We start from the raw sequence: 23347 nt of genomic DNA, 5'->3' as shown, positions 1-23347 counted from the left end.
ACACTAAATCAGTAAGTTGGCAGCATTACCCACCACCAGCATCGGTACGATTTTCTTCTCCGCCAGCAGGTTATCCATAATTTGCGGCATCCGTCCCTGAACCACGGCAGAGAGGCCGCTGTCGCCAAAGCCGTGCCAGAAATAGACCACCGGCAGCGGCGTCGTGCTTTTTTCCATGCCCGGCGGCGTCCAGACATAGAGTTGGCGTTCGGCATTCAGCGCGCGGGAGTGGTAGGTCAGCGTATGCAGTTCGCCGTGCGGCACCGGGCGCACGTCAAGTATCGAACCAGGCACCAGAATCAGGCTGGTATTCACCTGACGCTGCGGTTTTGGCATTGCGCCGGAAGGATCGATGGTACGCAGACCGTCAACATTAAAAAAGTATTCGTAGAGATCCGGCTCCAGCGGCTCGCCGGTCCAGGACCAGATACCACGCGCGTCTTTCTGCAAGGCATGAGACTGATAAGATTCCGGCGTCGCGCCGGTCACCACCTCAACAGATTGTGCCTGCGGCGCATAGAGCCGCCAGGTAATGCTGCGGTCAGCATTAACGCGTGTTTGCCAGGCGCTCACCGGTAAGGTTTGCGGCGGCGCGGCAGGCAAATTAGCGGCAGCGAAAGCGGATCCGCTTAAGGTAAACAGCAGGGCAGCGCAGCAGGTTAATTTCATCATGGCCTCTTTTTTGGTAAAACAACGGATTAGGTTATCAAATTGTTATAGTTTTTCCTGAGCGCTTTGCCCAGCAGCCGCTGCGCCTTGACAATCTTCTACGTGAGATAAGTCTCAGAAATCGATTACAGGAATGCCCAAATTTTTTGAGCGTTCATATTTAAAGGATGTTTTTTTACCGGAGGGGAGAGAAATTAGCTTTGTTATCCGAAGAAGTAGAACATGATGAAGAGTTTTTAGCGCTGGTAGGCCGGGCTGTCGTTGCGCTGGCGCAGGAAAGGAGGGCATTAAGCTATGACGCGCTTTGCTCGCGGCTCGCTGGTCTGGCAGACAGCGCCGACGATGATGAACTGGTGATTAGCTGCTGGCGCGCCCGTCAGCTACTGAAAAATAGCGCGAGAATCATCAAATAAAATGAATGGGTGCCTTCGCGCATTTCAACCTCAATCACGCGCCAGAAATCAGCTATAAGAGAAACATCACTTTCACCAGGAAGAAATTATGCCGTTTGATCTCCACGCTTATCTGGCGCGCATCGGTTTTACCGGCGCGACGCAACCAACATTAACCACACTTCAGCAGCTGCACCACGCCCACGTTTGCTCTATCCCTTTTGAAAATATTGATGTGCTGCTTAACCGACCCGTTCATCTGGAAACCGAAGCGATCCAGGAGAAACTGGTGACGGCGCGGCGCGGCGGCTACTGCTATGAACATAATGCGCTGTTCCTGCTGGCGTTGCAGCAGATGGGCTTCGATGCGCGCGGGCTGGCCGCCCGTGTGGTGATTGCCCAGCCGCCGTCGGTGCCGCCGCGCACGCATATGTTGCTGCTGGTGCCGCTGGCGGAGAGCTTCTGGATTGCCGATGTCGGCTTTGGTGGGCCAACGCTCAGCGCGCCTATCCGCCTGGTGGCCGATGAGATACAGCGCACGCCACACGGCGAGTATCAGCTGCAATCATTGGGCGAAGAGTGGCTGCTGCGCCAGCGGCGCGGCGGCGAATGGCTGCCGCTGTACCGCTTCGATTTGGTGACGCAATTTCCGTCCGATTACCTGATGGCGAATCATTTTGTCTCGACCTGGCCGCACTCCCATTTCCGTCATCATCTGCTGGCGGCGCGCTATCTGCCGGACGGCGGCCAGCTGGCGCTGGAAAACCGGCGCTTCAGCCGCTACGGCGCGCAGGCTGAACGCCGTTCGCTGGATGATTTGCGCGCGCTTTATCAGCTGTTGCAGACGGAGTTCGGTCTGGGCATGAAACATTCGCTCTACGGCGTGGCAGAGGAGGAATTTATCAGCATGATGGCGCGTCTTGATACGGCGGTCTGAAGCGTGGTTGCTGTGCCTGGCTATACTTATCAACCTGCACGTAAAACAGGAGGAGCTATGCCCGATAACCGTAACCAGGATTTAATGCCTTACAACCTTTTCTACTGCGATGGCACGATACTGGCGCAGAATATCGACGGCCATATTATCGAGCTGGGCCAGGCGAACGTCCATGAAGGGCTGATCGGGTATCAGATTGATGGCAGCGATCTGCATGGCGAGAACTACGATTCGCCGGAGGATTTGCTGGAAGATTTGGGCGAGCAGCTCGATTTTCTGTTTCTGGACGGGCAGTTTACCAGCCTGCCGGACGTCAGTGAGCGCTGGCAGGATCGGCTGGAAGATGCGCCGGTGCAGCTGATTAGCCTGCATGAGCTGGGCAGTGGAACCGAAGAGGAAGATCCGGTGCCGGTCAGTGATGAAGATCCTGGCATGCGCAATGACTAAAGCGGGCGCGCCGCCGATTATCCAGCCGGACGAGCAGGTGGTGTTGTATGACGGCACCTGCAAGCTTTGTAACGGCTGGGTGAACTTTCTGCTGCGCCATGATAAGTACCGCACCGTCAGGCTGGCGGCGGTGCAGAGCGAGCAGGGCAAGGCGTTGCTGCGCTGGGCCGGCTTGCCGACCGATAATATCAGTACCATTGTGCTGATTGCGCGCGGGCAGGTGTATCTGCGTGCGGAGGCGATCTTTCGCGTGATGGGCGGGCTTCCCTGGCCGTGGCGGATTCTGTCGCTGCTGCGCTTGTTGCCCGCACCGCTCAGTAATCGCTGTTATGACCTTATCGCTCGCAACCGCTATCGGCTGTTTGGCCGTTACGATAATGTGCATCCGCTGAAGGCGGATTCGCCGCAGCGTTTTCTCGATCGTTAACGCGCGGACAAAAAAAACGGCATCCGAAGATGCCGCTGATGTTTCTCGTTTTACGCTTAGCCGACCGGCTGTGTACGAATCAGGTAATCAAACGCGCTCAGTGATGCTTTCGCGCCTTCGCCGCTGGCGATGATAATCTGTTTGTACGGCACGGTGGTGCAGTCGCCCGCCGCAAATACGCCTTTCACGCTGGTTTCGCATTTCGCATCGATCAGGATTTCGCCCATCTGATTGCGTTCGATGGCGCCATCCAGCCAGGTGGTGTTCGGCAACAGACCGATCTGAACAAAAATGCCCGCCACGTCCAGCTGATGCACGGTATCGTTCACACGATCTTTATATTCCATGCTGGTCAGCTTGCTGCCGTCGCCTTTCACTTCCAGCGTCTGCGCATTCAGGATGATGTCTACGTTATCCAGGCTGCGTACTTTCTCTTGCAGCACGGCGTCCGCTTTCATCGCTGGTGCGAATTCCAGCAGGGTGACATGCTCAACGATACCGGCCAGGTCGATAGCCGCTTCAACGCCGGAGTTACCGCCGCCGATAACCGCAACGCGCTTGCCTTTGTAGAGCGGACCATCACAGTGCGGGCAGTAGGTCACGCCGCGCGTGCGGTACTGCTCTTCGCCCGGCACGTTCATATTACGCCAGCGTGCGCCGGTCGCGATGATAATGCTGCGCGACTTCAGCTCGGCGCCAGAGGCGGTCTGAATAGTGTGCAGGCCGCCTTCTACGCTGGCAGGGATCAGTTTGCTGGCGCTCTGGCTGTCGATAACGTCGATAGCGTATTCGCTGACGTGCGCTTTCAGCGCCCGCCAGTTTGGAGCCTTCGGTTTTCGGTACGGAGATATAGTTTTCAATATCTACCGTATCCAGCACCTGGCCGCCAAAACGTTCGCCCAACAGTGCGGTGCGAATGCCTTTACGGGCGGAGTAAATCGCTGCCGCCGCGCCCGCCGGGCCGCTGCCGACAATCAGCACTTCGTAAGCGTCACGCTTATTCAGCTCGTCCGCGGTGCGTTTGTCGGCGTTCACGTCAACTTTGCTGACGATTTCCGCCAGGCTCATGCGGCCCTGGCCAAACTCTTTGCCGTTCAGGAATACTGCCGGCACGCCCATTACGTTGCGATCCTGGATTTCGTTCTGGAATACGCCGCCGTCGATCGCCGTGTGGCTGATGCGCGGGTTCAGAATCGCCATCAGGTTCAGCGCCTGCACCACGTCCGGGCAGTTATGGCAGGAGAGCGAATAATAGGTTTCAAAATGCAGATCGTCATCCAGCTGGCGGATCTGATCCAGCAGCGCCTGCGTCTCTTTTGACGGATGTCCGCCGGTCTGCAGCAGCGCCAGTACCAGCGACGTAAATTCGTGACCCAGCGGCGAACCGGCAAAACGCGGGCCGCTGTGGCTACCTGGGTTAGTAATCAGGAAGGAAGGCTTGCGCTCCGGCAGCGTATTGTCTTCACGGAACGTCACTTTTTCTGACAGTTCGGCAATTTCCGCCAGCAGCTCTTTGATTTCAGCGGATTTCGCGCTGTCGTCCAGCGTAGCGATTAACTCAACAGGCTTAGTTAATTTCTCAAGATAGGCCTTGAGTTGGTTTTTCATCGTGGTGTCGAGCATGAGGGTCTCCAGGCAAAAAATCGGGTGCCGCAGCACCCGATGAAAAAATATAACGCTACTGGTTTTAGATTTTACCAACCAGGTCGAGAGAAGGTGCCAGGGTCGCTTCGCCTTCTTTCCATTTAGCAGGGCAAACTTCGCCCGGGTGGCTGGCAACGTACTGTGCCGCTTTAACTTTACGCAGCAGGTCAGACGCGTCACGGCCAATACCTTCAGCGGTGATTTCTACCGCCTGAATGATGCCTTCCGGGTCAACGATGAAGGTGCCGCGGTCAGCCAGGCCCTGATCTTCGCGCATGATGTCGAAGTTACGGGTCAGCGCGCCGGTCGGGTCGCCGATCATTGCGTACTGGATTTTAGCGATGGTGTCAGAGCTGCTGTGCCACGCTTTATGAGTAAAGTGGGTATCGGTAGAAACAGAGTAGATGTCTACGCCCAGTTTCTGGAATTCTGCGTAGTGGTCAGCCACGTCGCCCAGTTCGGTCGGGCAAACGAAAGTGAAGTCGGCCGGGTAGAAGAAGAATACACTCCATTTACCTTCAACATCTTTCTCAGTCACTTCGATGAACTCACCGTTTTTGAACGCGCTGTTTTTGAACGGTTTGATTTTGGTGTTAATGATAGACATCAGTTACTCCTTCATATTGGTTAGCGTGAAAGTTACCGAAAAACGTGATTGAGATCTAATGCGTATCCATTATTGAATCAATAAGTAAAACCTTACAGGCAGAAAGGCATGGCTTATTAATGGATAACGCTGCCCTCATCCGAGCTTTAACTGGTAGTACTTATCGCTGCAACGGTTAATGGCGCGGTTTGCGCGACAGTAACCGTATGTGTTGGCACAGTGCGAGGCGGCCTTCCGGCACCACGCACTTTCTGACCGGCCTCATCATACGTCCTTCATTGCCCGACAATCCAGCCTGATAAAACAGCATGGATAAAGCTTATTCAATACCCCGGTGAGAAAAGCAGAATAAGGCTTAGCGTGACTTATCTTATTTTGCCGATTTGTGGCGCTGAGCGGCAGGGCCATGAGTCTAACTCCATGAACAGAAAGAATGAAAAGCCCTTCCTGACTGGTTGATAAATAATCAGTTAAGCTAATGTTACCGGTAAAGTTGCCGATAAGTGTGATGCTTATCACTTTATTTGAGGAAGCTATGTCTTTTTTCAGCCGTATTAAAACGTCTACCTTTCTGATTTGCTGTATTGCACTGTTTGGTCTGCTGCAATTTATTTCCAGCGGGCTGTTTCTTAACTCACTCAGTAATGACAAAGAGAATTTTTTCACCGCATCGGCCGCAAACGACAAGGTAACGGCGCTGACTAACGCCTGGTACGCGCTTAATGCCGTGCGATCCGATGCTAACCGCATCGTTATCTGGATCCAGCAGGAAGGTCCGGGCAGCGCTAAAGTACCGGGCATGATCCAGCATGGTCGGGCGCAGCTGCAGGATGCGGAACGTTGGTATCAGGCGTATCAGGCTGGCGCGCCGTTAAAACACCTCGATCCTGTACTGACCGCTCAGCTTAACGCCAGCTATAAAGACTACTCCACGCTGCTGCAACAGCTGATGGATACCGCTGAAACCCGTAGTCTGGACGCTATGTTTGCCATCAACGCCGCGCCGAAACAGCAAAAAATGCTGGAAGATTACGATCGCTGGCGTCACGCGGTAAACCATCTCACCAGCCAGGCTGCGGAAGAGAGCATGCAGCATTTCACCTGGATGAAAGGGCTGCTGGCGGCGATTATGTTGCTGGTGCTGGCTTGCGTAGCGCTGAGCTGGCGCGTATTGCAGCAGGTACTGCTAAGACCGCTGGCGGCGGCGCTCGCTCATATCGATGCGATTGAACATGGCGATCTGACGCAGCCGGTAAAACAGGATCCGCGAGCGCGGAACGAAATGGGGCGGCTTCATAATGGCCTGGCGCGCATGCAGCAGGCGCTGGTGGCAACGGTCAGCAACGTGCGGAACGGTTCTGATACCATTCTTACCGGCGTCAGCGAAATTGCCGCAGGCAATGCCGATCTCTCAGCGCGCACCGAGCAGCAGGCCGCGTCACTGGAGCAAACGGCGGCCAGCATGGAACAGATTACCGCCACCGTAAAACAGAATGCCGACAATGCTTTGCAGGCGTCGAAACTGGCCGTTTCGGCGTCCACTACGGCGGAGAAGGGCGGCGATATTGTGGAAGGCGTGATTAAAACCATTTTCGATCTGGAAGAGAGCGCCAGGAAAATTGCGGAGATCACCAGCGTCATCGAAAGCATTGCATTCCAGACTAATATTCTGGCGCTGAATGCCGCAGTAGAAGCCGCGCGCGCCGGAGAAAACGGCCGTGGCTTTGCCGTGGTTGCTGGGGAAGTGCGCAATCTGGCGCAGCGCAGCGCGGTTGCCGCCAAAGATATTAAAGGCCTGATTGACGAATCGTCTTCCCGTGTGGAAAAAGGCACCAAACTGGCAGCGGCGGCAGAAGAGTCAATGGAAGCCATCGTGGTCGGCGTTAAGCAGGTGCGCGATATTATGGATGAAATCTCCTCAGCGTCAGAAGAACAGAGCCGTGGCATCAGTCAGGTGGGTATTGCGGTAGCGGAGTTGGATCGCGTTACTCAGCAAAATGCTTCACTGGTGGAAGAATCCTCTTCGGCGGCCAGCCTGTTGCAAGATCAGGCGCAACATCTGCACCAAACCGTGGCAACGTTTCGGTTAACTGGCGTGACAACGTCACAAAAGAGCGTGCAGCAACCGGTAGCGCGCAGGCCACAGACGCCAGCAGGCAGGGCCGAAACTGTCATAACAGAAGGTTGGGAAGCGTTTTAATCCCGGTATGTCAGAAGCCGACAAATGTCGGCTTCGCGCATTATTTTTGACGAAAAAAGCCGATATCACGTCGGCTTTTTTTTCATCCCCAATCCTGTCAGCGACCGTTGTCCGAAATAAGCGGAGGAACGGTGGGAACCTCCGGCGCGTTATCAATATCCTGCTGCGTCATACGAAACGCCTGCGGATAATGTTCACGGCTGATACGGCGCAACGGTTCCGTTGAACGCCAGGTATACAAACAGCGCTGACACTGATGTACCGTCCAGACGCCGGCAACCGGCGAGGTTGCCATCAGTTCAATATGTTCATCGCCACAGCGCGGACAAATCATCGTTGTTCTCCTCTTATTTACGGTTCGCCAGCATGGCGCTCAGTTTTTTCACCCATTCTGCGGTCTCCGGCAGATCCTTCACCGGCTGGCTGTAGTGGCCCCGATTATCCGGCGCTACCGGCGTTGTGGCGTCAATAATCAACTTGTCGGTAATGCCTGCAGGCGATGAGCCGGGATCCAGCTCCAGTACCGACATATTGGGGAGCTGAACCAGATCGCCCGCCGGATTGACTTTCGAAGAGAGCGCCCACATCACCTGCGGGAGGTCGAAGGGATCGACATCTTCATCCACCATGATTACCATTTTTACGTAACCCAGGCCGTGCGGTGTCGTCATCGCACGCAGGCCGACCGCGCGCGCAAAGCCGCCGTAGCGTTTTTTAGTAGAAATGATCGCCAGCAGGCCATGCGTATACATGGCGTTTACCGCCTGGACTTCCGGGAATTCCGCTTTCAGCTGCTGATAAAGCGGTACGCAGGTGGCGGGCCCCATCAGATAATCGATTTCGGTCCAGGGCATGCCGAGATAGAGTGATTCAAATATGGGCTTTGTACGCCAGCTCACGCGATCGATGCGCACAACCGTCATATTACGACCGCCGGAATAGTGACCGGTGAATTCGCCAAACGGCCCTTCAATTTCGCGCTTGCGTCCTTCGATAACGCCTTCAAGGATAACTTCAGAACCCCAGGGCACATCGAAGCCGGTAAGCGGCGCACTAACAATGGGATAGGGCGCTTCGCGTAGCGAGCCGGCCATCTCATATTCGGACTGATCGTATTTCAGCGGCGTCGCGCCCATTAACGTAATAATCGGGTCGTTGCCCAGCGTAATCGCGATCGGCAGATCTTCGCCGCGCTCTTCTGCTTTATGCAGATGCAGCGCAATATCGTGCATCGGCACCGGTTGCAGGCCGAGCTTGCGCTTGCCTTTGACCTCCATGCGATAAATGCCAACATTCTGTTTGCCGAAATGATCGGGATCGAGAGGATCGCGTGACACAACGCAGGCTTTGTCCAGATAGAATCCGCCGTCGCCGTCGTTCAGACGAAACAGCGGCAGAATATCGAACAGGTTGATCGCATCCCCTTCGGCGCTGTTTTCCTGCCAGGGCGCGCTTTCGCGGCGTTCCGGCGCTACCGGAAAGTTATCCCAGCGGCGGATAAATTCATCAATCTGCGCTTTGGTTGATGTATTGGGAGGCAGACCAAGTGCAATGGCGTGGTTCTGCCAGGAACCCAGCGTATTCAGCACCACGCGTGCATCAGTAAAACCGGCAATATTGTCAAACCAGAGGGCGGGCGCGCCCTCGCCGATGCGTCCGGTGGCATTGGCGGCGGCGGCGAGATCGGGTTCTGCCTGCACCTGCTCGCTGATTTTTAACAGCTGTCCCTGTTCATCGAGCGCCTGTAAATAGCTACGTAAATCGTCATAAGCCATCATATTCTCCTTGAGGTGAGTTATTCATTTTCCTGCTGGCGAGCGTGAGAGAGCCCCTGCCAGCGCCGCGCCTGCGGATAGGAAAGGCCAAACTGATCCAGCACACGCGCCACAATATGGTGGGTAATATCTTCAACCGAGGCGGGATGGTTATACCAGGCGGGCATCGGCGGCACCATGGCGACGCCAAGCCGCGACAGCGCCAGCATATTTTCCAGATGAATGGTGCTGAGCGGGGTTTCACGCGGCACCAGTACCAGTTTGCGCTGTTCTTTCAGCACGACATCGGCGGCGCGTCCTACCAGGCCGTCGGCATAGCCTGCGCGGATCCCGGCCAGCGTTTTCATGCTACAGGGGATAATAATCATTCCGTCGGTTTTGAAAGAGCCGGAAGAGATAGCGGCAGCCTGATCGCCGGAGCTATGGCAAACATCCGCCATGGCGGCAACATCGCGGACTGTCCACGGTGTTTCCAGTTCAATCGTGGTTTTTGCCCATTTCGACATCACCAGGTGGGTTTCTACATCCGGCATTGCCTGAAGTGCCTGTAGCAGCGCCACGCCCAAGGGTGCGCCGGTTGCTCCCGTCATTCCTACGATCAGTCTCATTTCACCTCCATATTGTTCGTGTACGAACTAATTGCCTTTTACCTTAGTAATGAATGGCAGGGCGCGCAAGAGGTTAACGGTAAAAAAGTTCGTATAAGAACAAATCAATCAAGGATACCGGCTGGCTTTAGCTGATTAACTCATTAAAAAAGCATATAAAATGTGCGGTTTTCCGTTTGCCACACGCCGCTCTATAATGTCGCTCTGATAATTAACAGGAAAAGAAATAATGTCTTCATCCCTGGAGCGGGAAGCTTTTCATCTAATGCGACAACTTTTTCAGGCGCATACTGCCCACTGGCAACAGCTCTTGCCCGACCTCACTAAACCACAATATTCGGTGCTGCGCGCCGTGGCGGAAAAGCCCGGCATAGAACAGGTTGAACTTATTGATGCGGCGGTCAGCACTAAGGCGACGCTGGCGGAAATGCTTTCGCGACTGGAAAAGCGCGGCATTATCCGTCGGGAACACGCTACTGAGGATAAGCGCCGTCGCTTTGTTTTTTTAACCTCCGACGGAGAAGCGCTGTTACAACAGGCAATCCCTTTAGCAAATCAGGTCGATCAGGCGTTTCTGAATCGCCTGCAGCAGGGCGAGCAGGGAGAATTTGTTCGGCTACTGGGCAAAATGGCGCTGGCAGGGAAAATGGATTAACGGTCGGTTGAGGGACATCCAGCCTGTTTGTCAGCTTTCCGCGTCTGCGCGGTCAGCCGGGTCGCTCTGAAAAGGAAACGACGCTGTTTGTATTGATTAGTAAAGCGAATGTGCTGTTTCCTTTCTTCGCTGTTTTAGCTGCCAAATCCTCTTTGGCGGATTCGTAATTTTACTACGCCACGCTCGCCAGTCGAATTTTTTAACATTAAGTGGCAATTCTTTTTCCGCTCCTGAAGACAGCCTTATTAATTGCGCTAATTTATTAATCTTCATTCAGCTTTTTTGCGGAAGCAGACGATTAAATCTGCATTTTGAGGAATAAAAGCATCAAAAAAAATTAACAGATAAGTTTTAGTGTAATTTTATTACGCCGCGGGCAAAGTTAAGATTGTGTTGATTTGATGTAATGTTTTTTGAATTAACTTTCAATTTTTGTAAATTGTTACGAGGGAAACATGGTTAACAAACTTAGCGGGATAGTTATCGCCCTGATTGGCATAGCTATGCTCTATATGGGCGGCAGGCTGTTAATGCTTGGGGGAGCCCGTTTTATGCAGTGATGGCGATTGGTCTGTTGATCATTGCCGTGACGCTGATACTGAATAAAAAAATCGCGCTAACGGTCTGTGCCGTTTTGCTGTGGATTACGCTGTTCTGGATCATTTACGAGGTTGGTTTTGATAAATGGCAGTGGATCCCGCGCGGCGATATTCTTGGCCTGATTGGCGCCTGGCTGGCGATGCCGTGGGTAGTGCGTCCGCTGACCGGCCGTAAGTTCCATCCTTTTCTGGGTTCTACGCTGATTATCATCGTGGCGGTGGTGATCGGTCTGATGTTTTACGATCCGCTGCCGCAGGACGGCAATATTACTAATGCCCGTCAGTCTGCAACAGCGTCAGCCGCGCAAAATGACTGGGTTGCCTATGGCGGCACTGATAACGGCCTGCGTTTCTCAACGCTGAATCAGATTAATAAACAAAACGTGAATAACCTGGAAGTGGCCTGGACTTATCACACCGGCGATCTGCGTCAAAGCGACGACGCCAGTGAGTATACTTTTGAAGCCACGCCGCTGAAGGTCAATAACACGCTTTACTTCTGTACGCCGCATAATGAAATTCATGCGCTGGTGCCGGAAAGCGGCAAGCTGAAATGGAAATATGTGCCGGCGAAAGATCCTTTCTATCTGCAACAGCATCAAACCTGCCGTGGCGTCAGCTATTACGAAGCCCCTGTGCAGCCGCAGTCGCAGGATAACGCGCCGGCCATTTGCCGTAAGCGTATTTTCAATGCCACGACCGATGCCAAACTGGTTGCGCTGGATGCCGATACCGGTAAACGCTGCGCCGATTTCGGCAATGACGGCATTGTCGATCTGCGCGCCAACATGGGCGAAATCCGTCCGCATGCGCTGATGCAGACTGCGGCGCCGCTGGTGGCGGGCAATCTGGTGATTGTCGGCGGGTCGGTGATGGATAACGGCTTCGACAAAGGTAACCCGTCCGGCGTGATTCGCGCCTATGATGTGCAGAGCGGCCGCCTGGTCTGGAATTTCGATCCGGCCAACCCGGAACAAACCCAGCCGATTGCCGCTAACCAAAACTATCCTTACGACACGCCGGTTGCCTGGGGCACGCTGAGCGCCGATCTGCAAAACGGCCTGGTCTACGTGCCGTTTGGCAACGCCTCGCCGGATGAGCTAGGTATTGAACGTGATGCCAACAGCAACACGGAAAAATTCCGCGATGCGCTGGTGGCGCTGGATCTGAAAACCGGCGCTTTTAAATGGCGTTTCCAGAGTTCTAACCATGACCTGTGGGATCGTGATAATCCGTCACAGCCTTCGCTGCTGGATATCGATTATCAGGGCCAGAAACAGCCGGTGGTGATTTTACCGACCAAAACCGGCAACCTGTTTGTGCTGAATCGTCTGACCGGCCAGCCGGTTTATCCGATCAAGCAAGTTCCGGTTTCTACCGATGGCGTCGCCGGTGAAAAATTTGCCGCTACCCAGCCGGTTTCCAGCCTAAACTTCCTGCCGGAGCCGCTGAGTGAGAAATCAATGTGGGGCATTACGCCGTTCGATCAGATGGCGTGCCGCATCGATTTTAAATCGCTGCGCTATGACGGTAACCCCTGGACACCGTCTACCGAGCAGGGCTCGATTGTGTTCCCTGGCAATATCGGCGTCTTTAACTGGGGCTCGGTGGCTGTCGATCCTGAGCGTCAGATCCTGATCGCTTCGCCGGTGCGTCTGGCCTATAAATACACGCTGATCAAGCGTACGCCGGAAACGGCAACCAAACGTATGTTTACCCAGGATGGTCAGCCTTACTGGAACGAAAACTTCCACGGCGATTACGCGATTCATATTCAGCAGCTGGCCTCCAGCCTGGGTATTCCCTGTATTGCGCCGCCGTGGGGACGTATGGTTGGTGTCGATCTGAAAACCGGTAAAACCGAGTGGCTGCGTCGCGTAGGCACCACCAAAAACCTGAGTACCAGCTTCCTGCCGGGCCGCTTCCCGATCGGTTTCCCGATGGGCATGGTAGCGCACGGTGGCCCGCTGGTTACCGCTGGCGATCTGGTGTTTCACGGCGCAACGGCGGATAACTTCTTCCGCGCCTATGATGTCAGCACCGGTAAACTGCTGTGGCAGACCGAGCTGAGTGCCGGCGCACAGGCGACGCCTTCAACCTGGCAGGGCAACGACGGCAAACAGTATGTGGTGATTGCCGCAGGCGGCCACGGTTCACTGGGGACCAAACAGGGCGACAGCGTGGTTGCGTTCCGCCTGAAATAACGTTTGTCATTTGAAACGAAGCGCCCAACAGGGCGCTTTTTTTTGCTGCGCTGCGAGAAAGGCCGCGTTTTCGTATTGATAACCGTAAGGCTGGCTAAAAGCTCTACAGCAACGATTTTCCATTGGTTGATGTGGCGGTCATCTCTGATGACATCATGAATCACCGCCGCATGACGGCGCTGACGCATATTCAGCAAGATTATTAATAACCGCGCGCGAATCGTTAATTCTCGGCTACACCAGCCCATGCAACAATAAGCAAAACGGATAAACGGTTTGCTGTATGAACAAGGTGATTCTTTCTCTGGCGCTGGGAACATTCGGACTGGGTATGGCCGAATTTGGCATTATGGGCGTATTAACCGAGCTTGCGCACGATGTGCATATTCCCATTGCGTCTGCCGGACATATGATCTCGTTTTACGCCCTTGGTGTGGTAATTGGCGCGCCCGTTATCGCCGTTTTCTCCAGCAGGGTTTTCGCTGAAAACCCTGCTGCTTTTTTTAGTGGCGCTGTGCGCCGTCGGCAACGCTATTTTCACCTTTTCTTCTTCGTATACCATGCTGATGGTGGGCAGGCTGATTTCCGGCTTTCCGCACGGCGCGTTTTTCGGCGTCGGCGCGATTATGCTGACCAAAGTTATCCGACCCGGTAAGGTCACCGCGGCGGTGGCAGGCATGGTTTCCGGCATGACGCTGGCCAATCTGATTGGTATTCCGCTGGGCACCTTGCTGAGCCATGAATTTAGCTGGCGAGCAACGTTTTACTGATTGCCGTTTTTAATATCGCGGTAATTATTTCTGTTATTTTCTGCATTCCTGATATTTCTGATAACGCGCCAACGAAACTCAGTGAGCAGTTTCATTTCCTGAAATCACCTGCGCCATGGCTTATTTTTCTGGCAACATTATTTAGCAATGCCGGCGTCTTTGCCTGGTTCAGCTATATCAAACCGGTAATGATGTATGTCTCCGGTTTTTCGGAAGCCACCATGCCGATGATCATGATGCTGGCTGGTCTGGGAATGGTGCTGGGAAATATGGTAAGCGGAAAAATCTCCACCCGCTTTTCGCCGCTGCGTATCGCGGCCATCACCAATTTTATTATTGCCGCCGCCTTATTACTGATCTTCTTCTTTGCTTTCCAGAAAACGGCCTCGCTCAGTCTGGCGTTTATCAGCTGCGCTGGCCTGTTTGCGCTCTCAGCACCGTTGCAAATTCTGCTGCTGCAAAACGCAAAGGGCGGTGAAATGCTGGGCGCAGCGGGCGGGCAAATTGCTTTCAATCTTGGCAGCGCCGTTGGCGCCTGGTGCGGCGGAATGATGCTCTCCGCCCAGCTGGCGTTTAATTATGTCGCGCTGCCCGCCGCCGTGCTGTCGCTATCGGCCATGCTGTCGTTAATTTGCTATAGCCGTCTGAAATCCCGGCCCGCTTTTCATTTTGAAGCGGGCGCGACGAGTTGAAAATGTGACCTCCTTCACCGCTTAAACATAAGCGGCAGCGCCACGCATATTTGAGTTGCGGTAAATCTGTTAGCAAGCGGGCGCATCGTTCTGTCTGATAAGGTTACGTGCAAATTTTGCCTGTTTTTCAATACGTTTTCTCACGAAAATATAAGCGTTGCCGGATTCGTTTCCTTCCCTTTTATTTCCAAAAAAAGCAACAATAATAACCACTTATTAACGAGTGTTATTGTTTAAGTTTTTGATATTTATAGATTTATTTTATTTCTATCCATGATTGTTACAAAAATGATAATTTCCGATAGTTTATTGATCACTCTAAATAACCCGACTACGCTTACGGAAATTTGTCGCTTTGCTTTGGTCCGCCTTCATCGCTTTCTGACAGGGAACATGAATATGGCTACACATGAAAAGCATGCTTCACTTCATGGCTGGGATGCCGAAAACCCACGCTATTGGGAAAAAACCGGTAAGAAAATCGCCCAGCGTAATTTATGGATTTCGGTTTTTGCTCTGCTGCTGGCCTTCTGCGTCTGGATGTTGTTTAGCGCGGTGGCGGTAAACCTGAATAAGGTCGGCTTTAACTTTACTACCGATCAGCTGTTTTTACTGACGGCGTTGCCTTCGCTTTCCGGTGCCATATTTCGCGTGCCGTACTCTTTTGCCGTGCCGCTGTTTGGCGGCCGCCAGTGGACGGTGATCAGCACTGCGATTCTGATTATTCCCTGCGTCTGGCTGGGCTTTGCCGTACAAAATACCGCCACGCCCTATAGCATCTTTATTATCATCTCTCTGCTCTGCGGCTTTGCCGGTGCGAACTTCGCCTCCAGCATGGGCAATATCAGCTTCTTTTTTCCGAAAGCACGGCAGGGCAGCGCGCTCGGCATTAACGGCGGGCTGGGCAATTTAGGCGTCAGCGTCATGCAGCTCCTGACGCCAATCGTAGTCACGCTGCCAATTTTCGCGTTTCTTGGCGTTCATGGTATCGAGCAGGCGGATGGCGGTACCTTATGGCTGGCCAACGCCGCCTGGCTGTGGGTGCCGCTGTTGATTATTGCGGTACTGGCCGCCTGGTTTGGCATGGATACACTGGCCGGTACGCAGGCCTCGCTACGCGAGCAGCTAACGGTGCTGAAACGCGGTCATATGTGGCTGCTGAGCCTGCTTTATCTGGCGACCTTCGGCTCTTTTATCGGTTTCTCCGCCGGTTTTGCGATGCTGGCGAAAACCCAGTTCCCAATGTCGATATTCTTAAGCTGGCCTTCTTCGGCCCGTTCGGCGCGCTGGCGCGATCGTTCGGCGGCATCATTTCCGACAAGCTCGGCGGGATTCGCGTCACGCTGGTGAATTTCATTCTGATGGCGCTCTTTACGCTGTTGCTGTTCTCCACCTTGCCGGGCCATGGCACCGGCAGTTTCACCGCTTTTTTCGCCGTCTTTATGGGCCTGTTTCTGACGGCGGGCCTGGGTAGCGGCTCCACCTTCCAGATGATCGCGGTGATTTTCCGCACCATCACACGCAAACGCGTGCTGGCCTCCGGCGGCACCGAAGCGCAGGCGCAGCATATCGCCGTAACGGAAACCGCGTCAGCGCTGGGTTTTATCTCGGCCATCGGCGCGATTGGCGGTTTCTTTATTCCTAAAGCCTTCGGCACATCGCTGGCAATGACCGGTTCACCGGTCGGGGCGATGAAAATTTTTCTGGTGTTCTAGGTAGTCTGCATTTTGGTGACCTGGCTGGTTTACGGGCGCCGCTTTTCTAAAAACTAATCACAGCATTGTTCCCGATTCGGCCTGGCTTTCAGGCCATGCAATTTGAGCCATGTAACCGCAGGGATATTCTCTGCCAGGAGTGGGTAATGAGCAAGCTAGTGGACAAGTTTCGCTATTTCCGCCAGAAAAGCGACACCTTCTCGGACGGACACGGGCAGTTGATGAACAGCAACCGCGACTGGGAGGACAGTTACCGCCAGCGCTGGCAGTTTGACAAGATTGTGCGCTCAACGCACGGCGTAAACTGTACCGGTTCCTGTAGCTGGAAAATTTATGTGAAGAACGGGCTGGTCACCTGGGAAACGCAGCAAACCGACTATCCCCGTACCCGACCTGATTTACCTAACCACGAGCCTCGCGGCTGCCCACGCGGCGCCAGCTACTCCTGGTATATCTACAGCGCCAACCGTTTAAAATATCCGCTGGTGCGCCGTCGTCTGGTGGAACTCTGGCGCGAGGCGCTGGCGCAACATACCGATCCGGTGCTGGCCTGGAATGCTATCGTTACCGACCCGGAAAAAAGCCGCAGCTATAAACAGGCACGCGGCCACGGTGGATTTATCCGCTCCGACTGGCGCGAGCTGAATACGCTAATCGCCGCCGCCAATATCTGGACCATTAAACATTGCGGTCCGGATCGCGTAGCGGGCTTCTCGCCAATTCCGGCGATGTCAATGATCTCTTACGCCGCCGGCACGCGCTATCTTTCGCTGATCGGCGCCACCAGCCTGAGCTTTTACGACTGGTATTGCGATCTGCCGCCCGCGTCGCCGATGACCGGGCGAGCAGACCGACGTACCGGAATCCGCCGACTGGTATAACTCCAGCTACATTATCGCCTGGGGTTCAAACGTGCCGCAGACGCGCACGCCCGACGCCCACTTTTTTACCGAAGTCCGCTATAAAGGCACCAAGACCATCGCCATCAGTCCTGATTATTCGGAAGTGGCGAAACTGTGTGACCAGTGGCTGTCGCCGAAACAGGGCACCGACAGCGCGCTGGCGATGGCGATGGGCCACGTGATTCTGAAAGAGTTCCATCTCGATAATCCCAGCGAATACTTCCTTAACTATGCACGCCGCTACACCGATATGCCGATGCTGGTGCTGCTGGAGCCGGATGAGAGCGGCTATTACACCTCAGGCCGCCTGCTGCGCGCCGCCGATCTTACCGATGCGCTGGGCGAAGCCAATAATCCCGACTGGAAAACCGTCGCCTTCAGCGAAACCGGCGATCTGGTGGTGCCTAACGGTTCCATCGGCTTCCGCTGGAGAGAAAAGGGCAAGTGGAACCTGGAGCCGCAGGCGGCGGGCTAGGACGTCACGCTACGCCTCAGCCTGCTTGACGATCGCGATGAGGTCGTGCCGGTCGCTTTCCCTTATTACGGCGGCAATGAAAGCCCCAACTTTCGCCATGTGAAGCAGGAGTCGATCCTGCTGCATCAGCTGCCGGTGAAGCATATTACACTGGCGGACGGCAGCCAGGGCCGGGTGGTCACCGTTTACGATCTGCTGCTGGCCAATTACGGCATGGATCGCGGGCTGGATGACGCCAACTGTCCCCAGAGTTACGACGAGATTAAAGCCTATACGCCCGCCTGGGCGGAACAGATCAGCGGCGTGCCGCGTAAAAACCTGGAGCATATTGCGCGCGAGTTCGCCTCGACCGCCCATAAAACGCGTGGACGCTCGATGATTATCGTGGGAGCCGGTCTAAACCACTGGTATCACATGGATATGAACTATCGCGGGCTGATCAATATGCTGGTGTTCTGCGGCTGCGTCGGGCAAACCGGCGGCGGCTGGGCGCACTACGTTGGTCAGGAGAAACTCCGGCCGCAAACCGGCTGGATGCCGCTGGCGTTCGCGCTGGACTGGACGCGTCCGCCGCGCCAGATGAACAGCACGTCCTGGTTCTACGCGCACGCCAGCCAGTGGCGCTTTGAGAAACTGAGCATCAGCGAGCTGCTGTCGCCCATTGCCCAGAAACAGAAGTTTACCGGCCAGCTAATCGATTTTAACGTGCGTGCCGAGCGCATGGGCTGGCTGCCGTCGGCGCCGCAACTGAACATTAACCCGCTGCGCATCGCCGGACTGGCGAAACAGGCGGGACAGTCGCCGGTGGACTATACCGTGGACGCGCTGAAAAACGGCAAGCTGCGTTTCGCCTGCGAACAGCCGGACGACGGCAACAACCATCCACGTAACCTGTTTATCTGGCGCTCTAATCTGCTGGGTTCGTCCGGCAAAGGGCATGAATATCTGCTGAGATACCTGCTCGGTACCGACAGCGGCATTCAGGGCGAGGAGTGCGTGGGCAAGGGCGATGCCATCCCGGAAGAGGTGGAATGGCAAACCAGGGCGTTGGAGGGCAAGCTGGATCTGCTGGTCACGCTCGATTTCCGTATGTCCACCACCTGTCTTTATTCAGACGTGGTGCTGCCGACCGCCTCCTGGTATGAAAAAGATGATATGAACACCACCGATATGCACCCGTTCATTCATCCGCTTTCTGCCGCCGTCGATCCGGTATGGGAGTCGCGCACCGACTGGGAAATTTATAAGGACATCGCCAAAACCTTCTCCACGCTGTGCGTCGGCCATCTCGGACAGGAAACCGACGTGGTGCTGCAGCCGATTCAGCATGATTCGCCGGCAGAGCTGGCGCAGCCCTACGATATCAAAGAGTGGCACAAGGGCGAGTGCGATCTGATCCCCGGCAAAACCGCGCCCAATATCATCACCATCGAGCGCGACTATCCGGCTACCTGGGATCGCTTTACCTCGGTCGGCCCGCTGCTGGAGAAAATCGGCAACGGCGGCAAAGGGATTAACTGGCACACCGCTAACGAAGTGGAGCTGCTGCGCCAGCTGAACTACGTCAAACCGGACGGCCCGGCGAAAGGCCAGCCGATGATCAACAGCGCGATTGACGCGGCGGAGATGATCCTCACGCTGGCACCGGAAACCAACGGACAGGTAGCAATCAAAGCCTGGCAGGCGCTGGAAGAGATCACCGGCCGCGAACATACGCATCTGGCGCGCCGCAAAGAAGAGGAGAAAATCCGCTTCCGCGATATACAGGCGCAGCCGCGCAAAATTATCTCCAGCCCGACCTGGTCCGGCCTGGAGGATGAGCATGTCTCCTATAACTCCAGCTACACCAATGTGCATGAGCTGATCCCGTGGCGCACTATCTCCGGCCGTCAACAGCTCTATCAGGATCACCCGTGGATGCGCGCCTTTGGCGAAAGCCTGGTTTCCTATCGCCCGCCGATCGATACGCGCAGCGTCACGCAGCTGAAGCATATTCCGTCGAATGGCTATCCAGAGAAGGCGCTGAACTTCCTGACGCCGCACCAGAAATGGGGCATTCACTCCACCTATAGTGAAAACCTGCTGATGCTGACTATGTCGCGCGGCGGGCCGATTATCTGGATGAGCGAGGAGGACGCGCGCGAGCTGGATATTAAAGATAACGACTGGGTGGAAGTGTTTAACGCCAACGGCGCGCTGACCTGCCGTTCGGTGGTTAGTCAGCGCGTTAAGACGGGTTCGGTCATGATGTATCACGCACAGGAACGTATCACCAATATTCCTGGCTCGGAGGTGACCGGCATGCGCGGCGGCTTCCATAACTCCGTTACACGTATCTGTCCCAAACCGACCCATATGATTGGCGGCTACGCCCACCTGGCCTACAGCTTTAACTACTACGGCACCGTCGGCTCCAACCGTGACGAGTTCATTATGATCCGCAAAATGAAAAACATTAACTGGCTGGATGGCGAAGGCACTGACCAGGTGCAGGGGGAAGCGAAATGAAGATTCGTTCACAGGTCGGCATGGTGATGAACCTCGACAAATGTATTGGCTGTCATACCTGCTCCATTACCTGCAAAAACGTCTGGACCGGACGCGAGGGGATGGAATATGCCTGGTTTAATAACGTGGAAACCAAGCCGGGCATTGGCTACCCGAAAGCCTGGGAAGATCAGGATAAATGGAAGGGCGGCTGGATCCGCAAAATCAACGGCAAGCTGGAGCCGCGTCTGGGCGGCAAGGCGGGCGTGATGGCGAAAATTTTCGCCAACCCGGAAGTGCCGGGCATCGATGATTATTATGAGCCGTTCAGCTTTGACTATCAGCATCTGCATAACGCGCCGGAGGGCAAACATCAGCCCATCGCCCGACCGCGTTCGCTGGTGAGCGGCAAGCGCATGAAAAAGGTGGAATGGGGCCCGAACTGGGAAGAGATCCTCGGCGGCGAATTCAGCCTGCGCTCCCAGGACAGCAACTTCGTGGCGATGCAGAAGGAGATGTACGGCCAGTTTGAAAACACCTTTATGATGTACCTGCCGCGTCTGTGTGAACACTGCCTGAACCCCAGCTGCGTGGCCACCTGTCCCAGCGGCGCCATCTACAAGCGCGAAGAGGATGGCATCGTACTCATCGACCAGGATAAATGTCGTGGCTGGCGTCTTTGCATCAGCGGCTGCCCGTACAAGAAAATCTACTTTAACTGGAAAAGCGGCAAATCGGAGAAGTGCATCTTCTGTTATCCGCGCATCGAATCGGGCATGCCGACCGTCTGTTCCGAAACCTGCGTTGGCCGCATCCGCTATCTCGGCGTGGTGCTGTATGACGCCGATCGTATTGCCGAAGCTGCCAGTGCCGAACATGAAACCGATCTTTATGAGCGCCAGCTTGATGTATTCCTCGATCCCAACGACCCGGAAGTGATTGCCGAGGCGCTGGCGCAAGGCATTCCTGAGAACGTACTGGAGGCGGCGCAAAAATCGCCGGTCTGGAAGCTGGCGATGGACTGGAAGCTGGCGCTGCCGCTGCACCCGGAATACCGCACGCTGCCGATGGTCTGGTATGTGCCGCCGCTGTCGCCGATTCAGTCGGTGGCCGATGCGGGCGCGCTGCCGATGGATGGCGCGCTGCCTGCGGTGGAAACTTTGCGTATCCCGGTGCAGTACCTGGCGAATCTGCTCAGCGCCGGCGATACCGCCCCGGTGCTGCGCGCGCTGAAACGCATGATGGCGATGCGCCACTACAAACGCGCGCAGACGGTAGACGGCGTGACCGATACCAGCGGTATCGAACAGGTCGGCCTGAGCGTGGCGCAGGTTGAAGAGATGTATCGCTATCTGGCGATTGCGAACTATGAAGATCGCTTTGTCATCCCCACCAGCCATCGTGAACTGGCGGCTGACGCCTTCCCGGAACGTAACGGCTGCGGCTTTACCTTCGGCGACGGCTGCCACGGCAGTGACAGTAAATTCAACCTGTTCAACAGCCGCCGCATCGACGCCATCAATATCACCCACAAAGCGGAGGGCGAGTAATGTTGCTGAAAGCGATCGCGCTGCTGCTGGAGTACCCGGATAAGGCGCTGTGGGAGGAAAGGGAGGAACTGCGTGCGCTGGTGGCGCAGGAGGCGCCGCTGTTGCAGCCCTTCGCTGACGCCTGGCTCAGCGGCGGGCTGCTGGATCGGCAGTCGGAGTGGTGCGAAACCTTCGATCGCGGCTGCGCCACCTCGCTGCTACTGTTTGAACATGTTCACGGCGAATCGCGCGATCGTGGACAGGCGATGGTCGATCTGCTGGCACAGTATGAGCAGGCGGGCCTGCTGCTCGACTGTCGCGAACTGCCGGATTATTTGCCGCTTTACCTGGAGTACCTTAATCAGCTGCCGGAGACGGCAGCGCGTCAGGGGTTACAGGATGTCGCCCCGATCCTGGCGCTGATTGGCGGTCGGCTGAAACAGCGCGAAAGCGTGTTCAGCGAACTGTTCGATCTGCTGCTCGCCTGGGCGGGCAGTCCGTTGCGCAGCAGCAGCGTTGCGGGCCAGGTGAGTAAGGAGCCGCGCGATGACACCCGGCAGGCGCTGGATGCCGTATGGGAAGAAGCACAGATTAAATTTATCGACGATCGGGCGCAGGAATGCGGCTCCTCGCAGGAAAAAGCGCATCAGCAACGCTTCCAGCAGCAGCCCATACCGCAATATCTGGACTTGTCAGCCGGAGGGCCGAAATAATGCACTATCTGAACATCTTCTTTTTTGAGATCTATCCTTACCTGTGCGGAACGGTATTTATTATCGGTAGCTGGCTGCGCTATGACTACGGCCAGTACACCTGGCGCGCCGGTTCCAGCCAGATGCTCGACAAAGGCAATTTCCGTCTGGCCTCCAATCTGTTTCACATCGGCATTATCGGCATCTTCTTTGGTCATCTGTTCGGGCTGCTAACGCCGCACTGGGTTTATGAACCCTTTTTGGCGATCGCCACCAAGCAGAAACTGGCGATGATCGCCGGTGGCGTGTTTGGTTTGATGGCGCTGGTCGGCGGCCTGATGCTGCTGAAGCGACGCATGTTTAACCCGCGCGTGCGCGCTACTTCAAGCCGGGCCGACATCGTGATTCTGGGGATTTTGATGATCCAGCTGATTCTGGGCCTGACCTCGATTCTCTTCTCGTTACGTCATCTGGACGGCGTAGGGATGATGAAACTGGTGGGCTGGGCGCAGTCGGTGGTGACGTTCCAGGGTAATGCTTCAACCTGGTTGGATGGCGTGGAGTGGATTTATCGCGTTCATCTGGTGCTGGGAATGACGATTTTCCTGATTTTTCCCTTTACGCGACTGGTTCACGTCTGGAGCGCGCCGTTTGAATACTTTACGCGCCGTTACCAGTTGGTTCGCGCCCGTCGTTAAATAAAAAAATCCGGCACCGTGGCAATGGATCGGTGCCGGATGACGAAAAGGCGTCTACAGCAAAGGGTTACACAGGAACTCGTAATTAAAGTTAGTAAAGATTACCTGAAACGCAATGTCCACGTAGTTTATGTGGTTAACATTTAATCGGCGGCCGTGGGCTTTGCTGAGGGGTCACCTTAGGTAACCTCCTGTTTAATAGAAATATAAATCCGTAACGTTT

At 55.1% G+C, this 23347-nt stretch carries 13 protein-coding genes and 7 pseudogenes; 14 read left to right on the top strand and 6 right to left on the bottom strand.

The window, feature by feature from the left end; translation table 11 throughout:
* Positions 1 to 30: 30 nt before the first annotated feature.
* Positions 31 to 669 (bottom strand): annotated as a pseudogene (locus P3C52_RS13785) (esterase family protein); the annotation flags it as partial.
* A gap of 200 nt (positions 670 to 869) precedes the next feature.
* Between P3C52_RS13785 and P3C52_RS13780 the strand changes: the two are divergent.
* From P3C52_RS13780 to P3C52_RS13765, 4 genes are all read left to right on the top strand, one after another.
* A complete protein-coding gene (locus P3C52_RS13780) occupies positions 870 to 1082 on the top strand; it encodes a hypothetical protein (RefSeq protein ID WP_275555548.1) in 213 nt (70 codons plus the stop codon).
* An 85-nt stretch (positions 1083 to 1167) separates the two neighbouring features.
* Entirely contained in the window at positions 1168 to 1998 is an 831-nt protein-coding gene (locus P3C52_RS13775) for an arylamine N-acetyltransferase (protein WP_343252021.1), read from the top strand.
* Between the two features lie 57 nt (positions 1999 to 2055).
* Positions 2056 to 2445: a hypothetical protein gene (locus tag P3C52_RS13770; RefSeq protein ID WP_275555546.1), complete on the top strand. Its 390-nt coding sequence runs from the start codon at positions 2056 to 2058 to the stop codon at positions 2443 to 2445.
* Positions 2438 to 2872, top strand: coding sequence for a thiol-disulfide oxidoreductase DCC family protein (locus tag P3C52_RS13765; RefSeq protein ID WP_275555545.1), 435 nt, complete (start codon positions 2438 to 2440; stop codon positions 2870 to 2872). Before P3C52_RS13770 ends, P3C52_RS13765 begins: the two co-directional genes overlap by 8 nt.
* Before the next feature lie 56 nt (positions 2873 to 2928).
* Here the strand turns inward: P3C52_RS13765 and ahpF are convergent.
* Both ahpF and ahpC read right to left on the bottom strand, forming a co-directional pair.
* Positions 2929 to 4495 (bottom strand): annotated as a pseudogene (gene ahpF / locus P3C52_RS13760) (alkyl hydroperoxide reductase subunit F).
* 64 nt (positions 4496 to 4559) lie between these two features.
* Entirely contained in the window at positions 4560 to 5123 is a 564-nt protein-coding gene (gene ahpC, locus P3C52_RS13755; RefSeq protein WP_275555544.1) for an alkyl hydroperoxide reductase subunit C, read from the bottom strand.
* Between the two features lie 535 nt (positions 5124 to 5658).
* On the opposite strand from ahpC, the gene P3C52_RS13750 reads away from it, so the two are divergent.
* Positions 5659 to 7323 carry a methyl-accepting chemotaxis protein gene (locus P3C52_RS13750; RefSeq protein WP_275555543.1) on the top strand — a complete coding sequence of 555 codons (1665 nt, stop codon included), beginning with the start codon at positions 5659 to 5661 and terminating at the stop codon, positions 7321 to 7323.
* Positions 7324 to 7420: 97 nt separating this feature from the next.
* On the opposite strand, the gene P3C52_RS13745 is transcribed toward P3C52_RS13750, so the two are convergent.
* The 3 genes from P3C52_RS13745 to P3C52_RS13735 are packed head-to-tail and all read right to left on the bottom strand — an operon-like array spanning position 7421 to position 9706.
* Positions 7421 to 7657 carry a non-oxidative hydroxyarylic acid decarboxylases subunit D gene (locus tag P3C52_RS13745; RefSeq protein WP_275555542.1) on the bottom strand — a complete coding sequence of 79 codons (237 nt, stop codon included), beginning with the start codon at positions 7655 to 7657 and terminating at the stop codon, positions 7421 to 7423.
* A 13-nt stretch (positions 7658 to 7670) separates the two neighbouring features.
* Positions 7671 to 9098, bottom strand: a complete 1428-nt coding sequence (locus P3C52_RS13740; protein WP_275555553.1) for a non-oxidative hydroxyarylic acid decarboxylases subunit C — start codon at positions 9096 to 9098, stop codon at positions 7671 to 7673.
* Between the two features lie 20 nt (positions 9099 to 9118).
* On the bottom strand, positions 9119 to 9706 hold the full coding sequence (locus P3C52_RS13735; protein WP_275555540.1) for a non-oxidative hydroxyarylic acid decarboxylases subunit B: 588 nt from the start codon (positions 9704 to 9706) through the stop codon (positions 9119 to 9121).
* A gap of 229 nt (positions 9707 to 9935) precedes the next feature.
* On the opposite strand from P3C52_RS13735, the gene P3C52_RS13730 reads away from it, so the two are divergent.
* The 9 genes and pseudogenes from P3C52_RS13730 (at position 9936) to narI (ending at position 23124) form a co-directional block, all read left to right on the top strand.
* Entirely contained in the window at positions 9936 to 10361 is a 426-nt protein-coding gene (locus tag P3C52_RS13730; RefSeq protein WP_275555539.1) for a MarR family transcriptional regulator, read from the top strand.
* 455 nt (positions 10362 to 10816) lie between these two features.
* Positions 10817 to 13164: pseudogene (locus tag P3C52_RS13725) on the top strand (membrane-bound PQQ-dependent dehydrogenase, glucose/quinate/shikimate family).
* A 98-nt stretch (positions 13165 to 13262) separates the two neighbouring features.
* Positions 13263 to 13361 (top strand): annotated as a pseudogene (locus P3C52_RS13720) (Rpn family recombination-promoting nuclease/putative transposase); the annotation flags it as partial.
* 86 nt (positions 13362 to 13447) lie between these two features.
* A pseudogene (araJ, locus tag P3C52_RS13715) lies at positions 13448 to 14626 on the top strand (MFS transporter AraJ).
* A 393-nt stretch (positions 14627 to 15019) separates the two neighbouring features.
* Positions 15020 to 16341 (top strand): annotated as a pseudogene (locus P3C52_RS13710) (NarK family nitrate/nitrite MFS transporter).
* A gap of 146 nt (positions 16342 to 16487) precedes the next feature.
* Positions 16488 to 20226: pseudogene (locus tag P3C52_RS13705) on the top strand (nitrate reductase subunit alpha).
* Positions 20223 to 21755: a nitrate reductase subunit beta gene (narH, locus tag P3C52_RS13700; protein WP_275555538.1), complete on the top strand. Its 1533-nt coding sequence runs from the start codon at positions 20223 to 20225 to the stop codon at positions 21753 to 21755. Before P3C52_RS13705 ends, narH begins: the two are co-directional and overlap by 4 nt.
* Complete coding sequence (gene narJ, locus P3C52_RS13695) at positions 21755 to 22447, top strand: nitrate reductase molybdenum cofactor assembly chaperone (protein WP_275555537.1); 693 nt, start codon at positions 21755 to 21757, stop codon at positions 22445 to 22447. Before narH ends, narJ begins: the two co-directional genes overlap by 1 nt.
* The gene (narI, locus tag P3C52_RS13690; protein ID WP_275555551.1) at positions 22444 to 23124 is read left to right on the top strand and encodes a respiratory nitrate reductase subunit gamma; all 681 of its coding nucleotides are present in this window, start codon (positions 22444 to 22446) and stop codon (positions 23122 to 23124) included. Before narJ ends, narI begins: the two co-directional genes overlap by 4 nt.
* The last annotated feature ends 223 nt before the right edge of the window (positions 23125 to 23347 follow it).

It is taken from the genome of Mixta sp. Marseille-Q2659, from assembly GCF_940807255.1.
Taxonomy (GTDB): Bacteria; Pseudomonadota; Gammaproteobacteria; order Enterobacterales; family Enterobacteriaceae; genus Mixta.
This window is presented reverse-complemented; position numbering and strand designations above follow the sequence as displayed.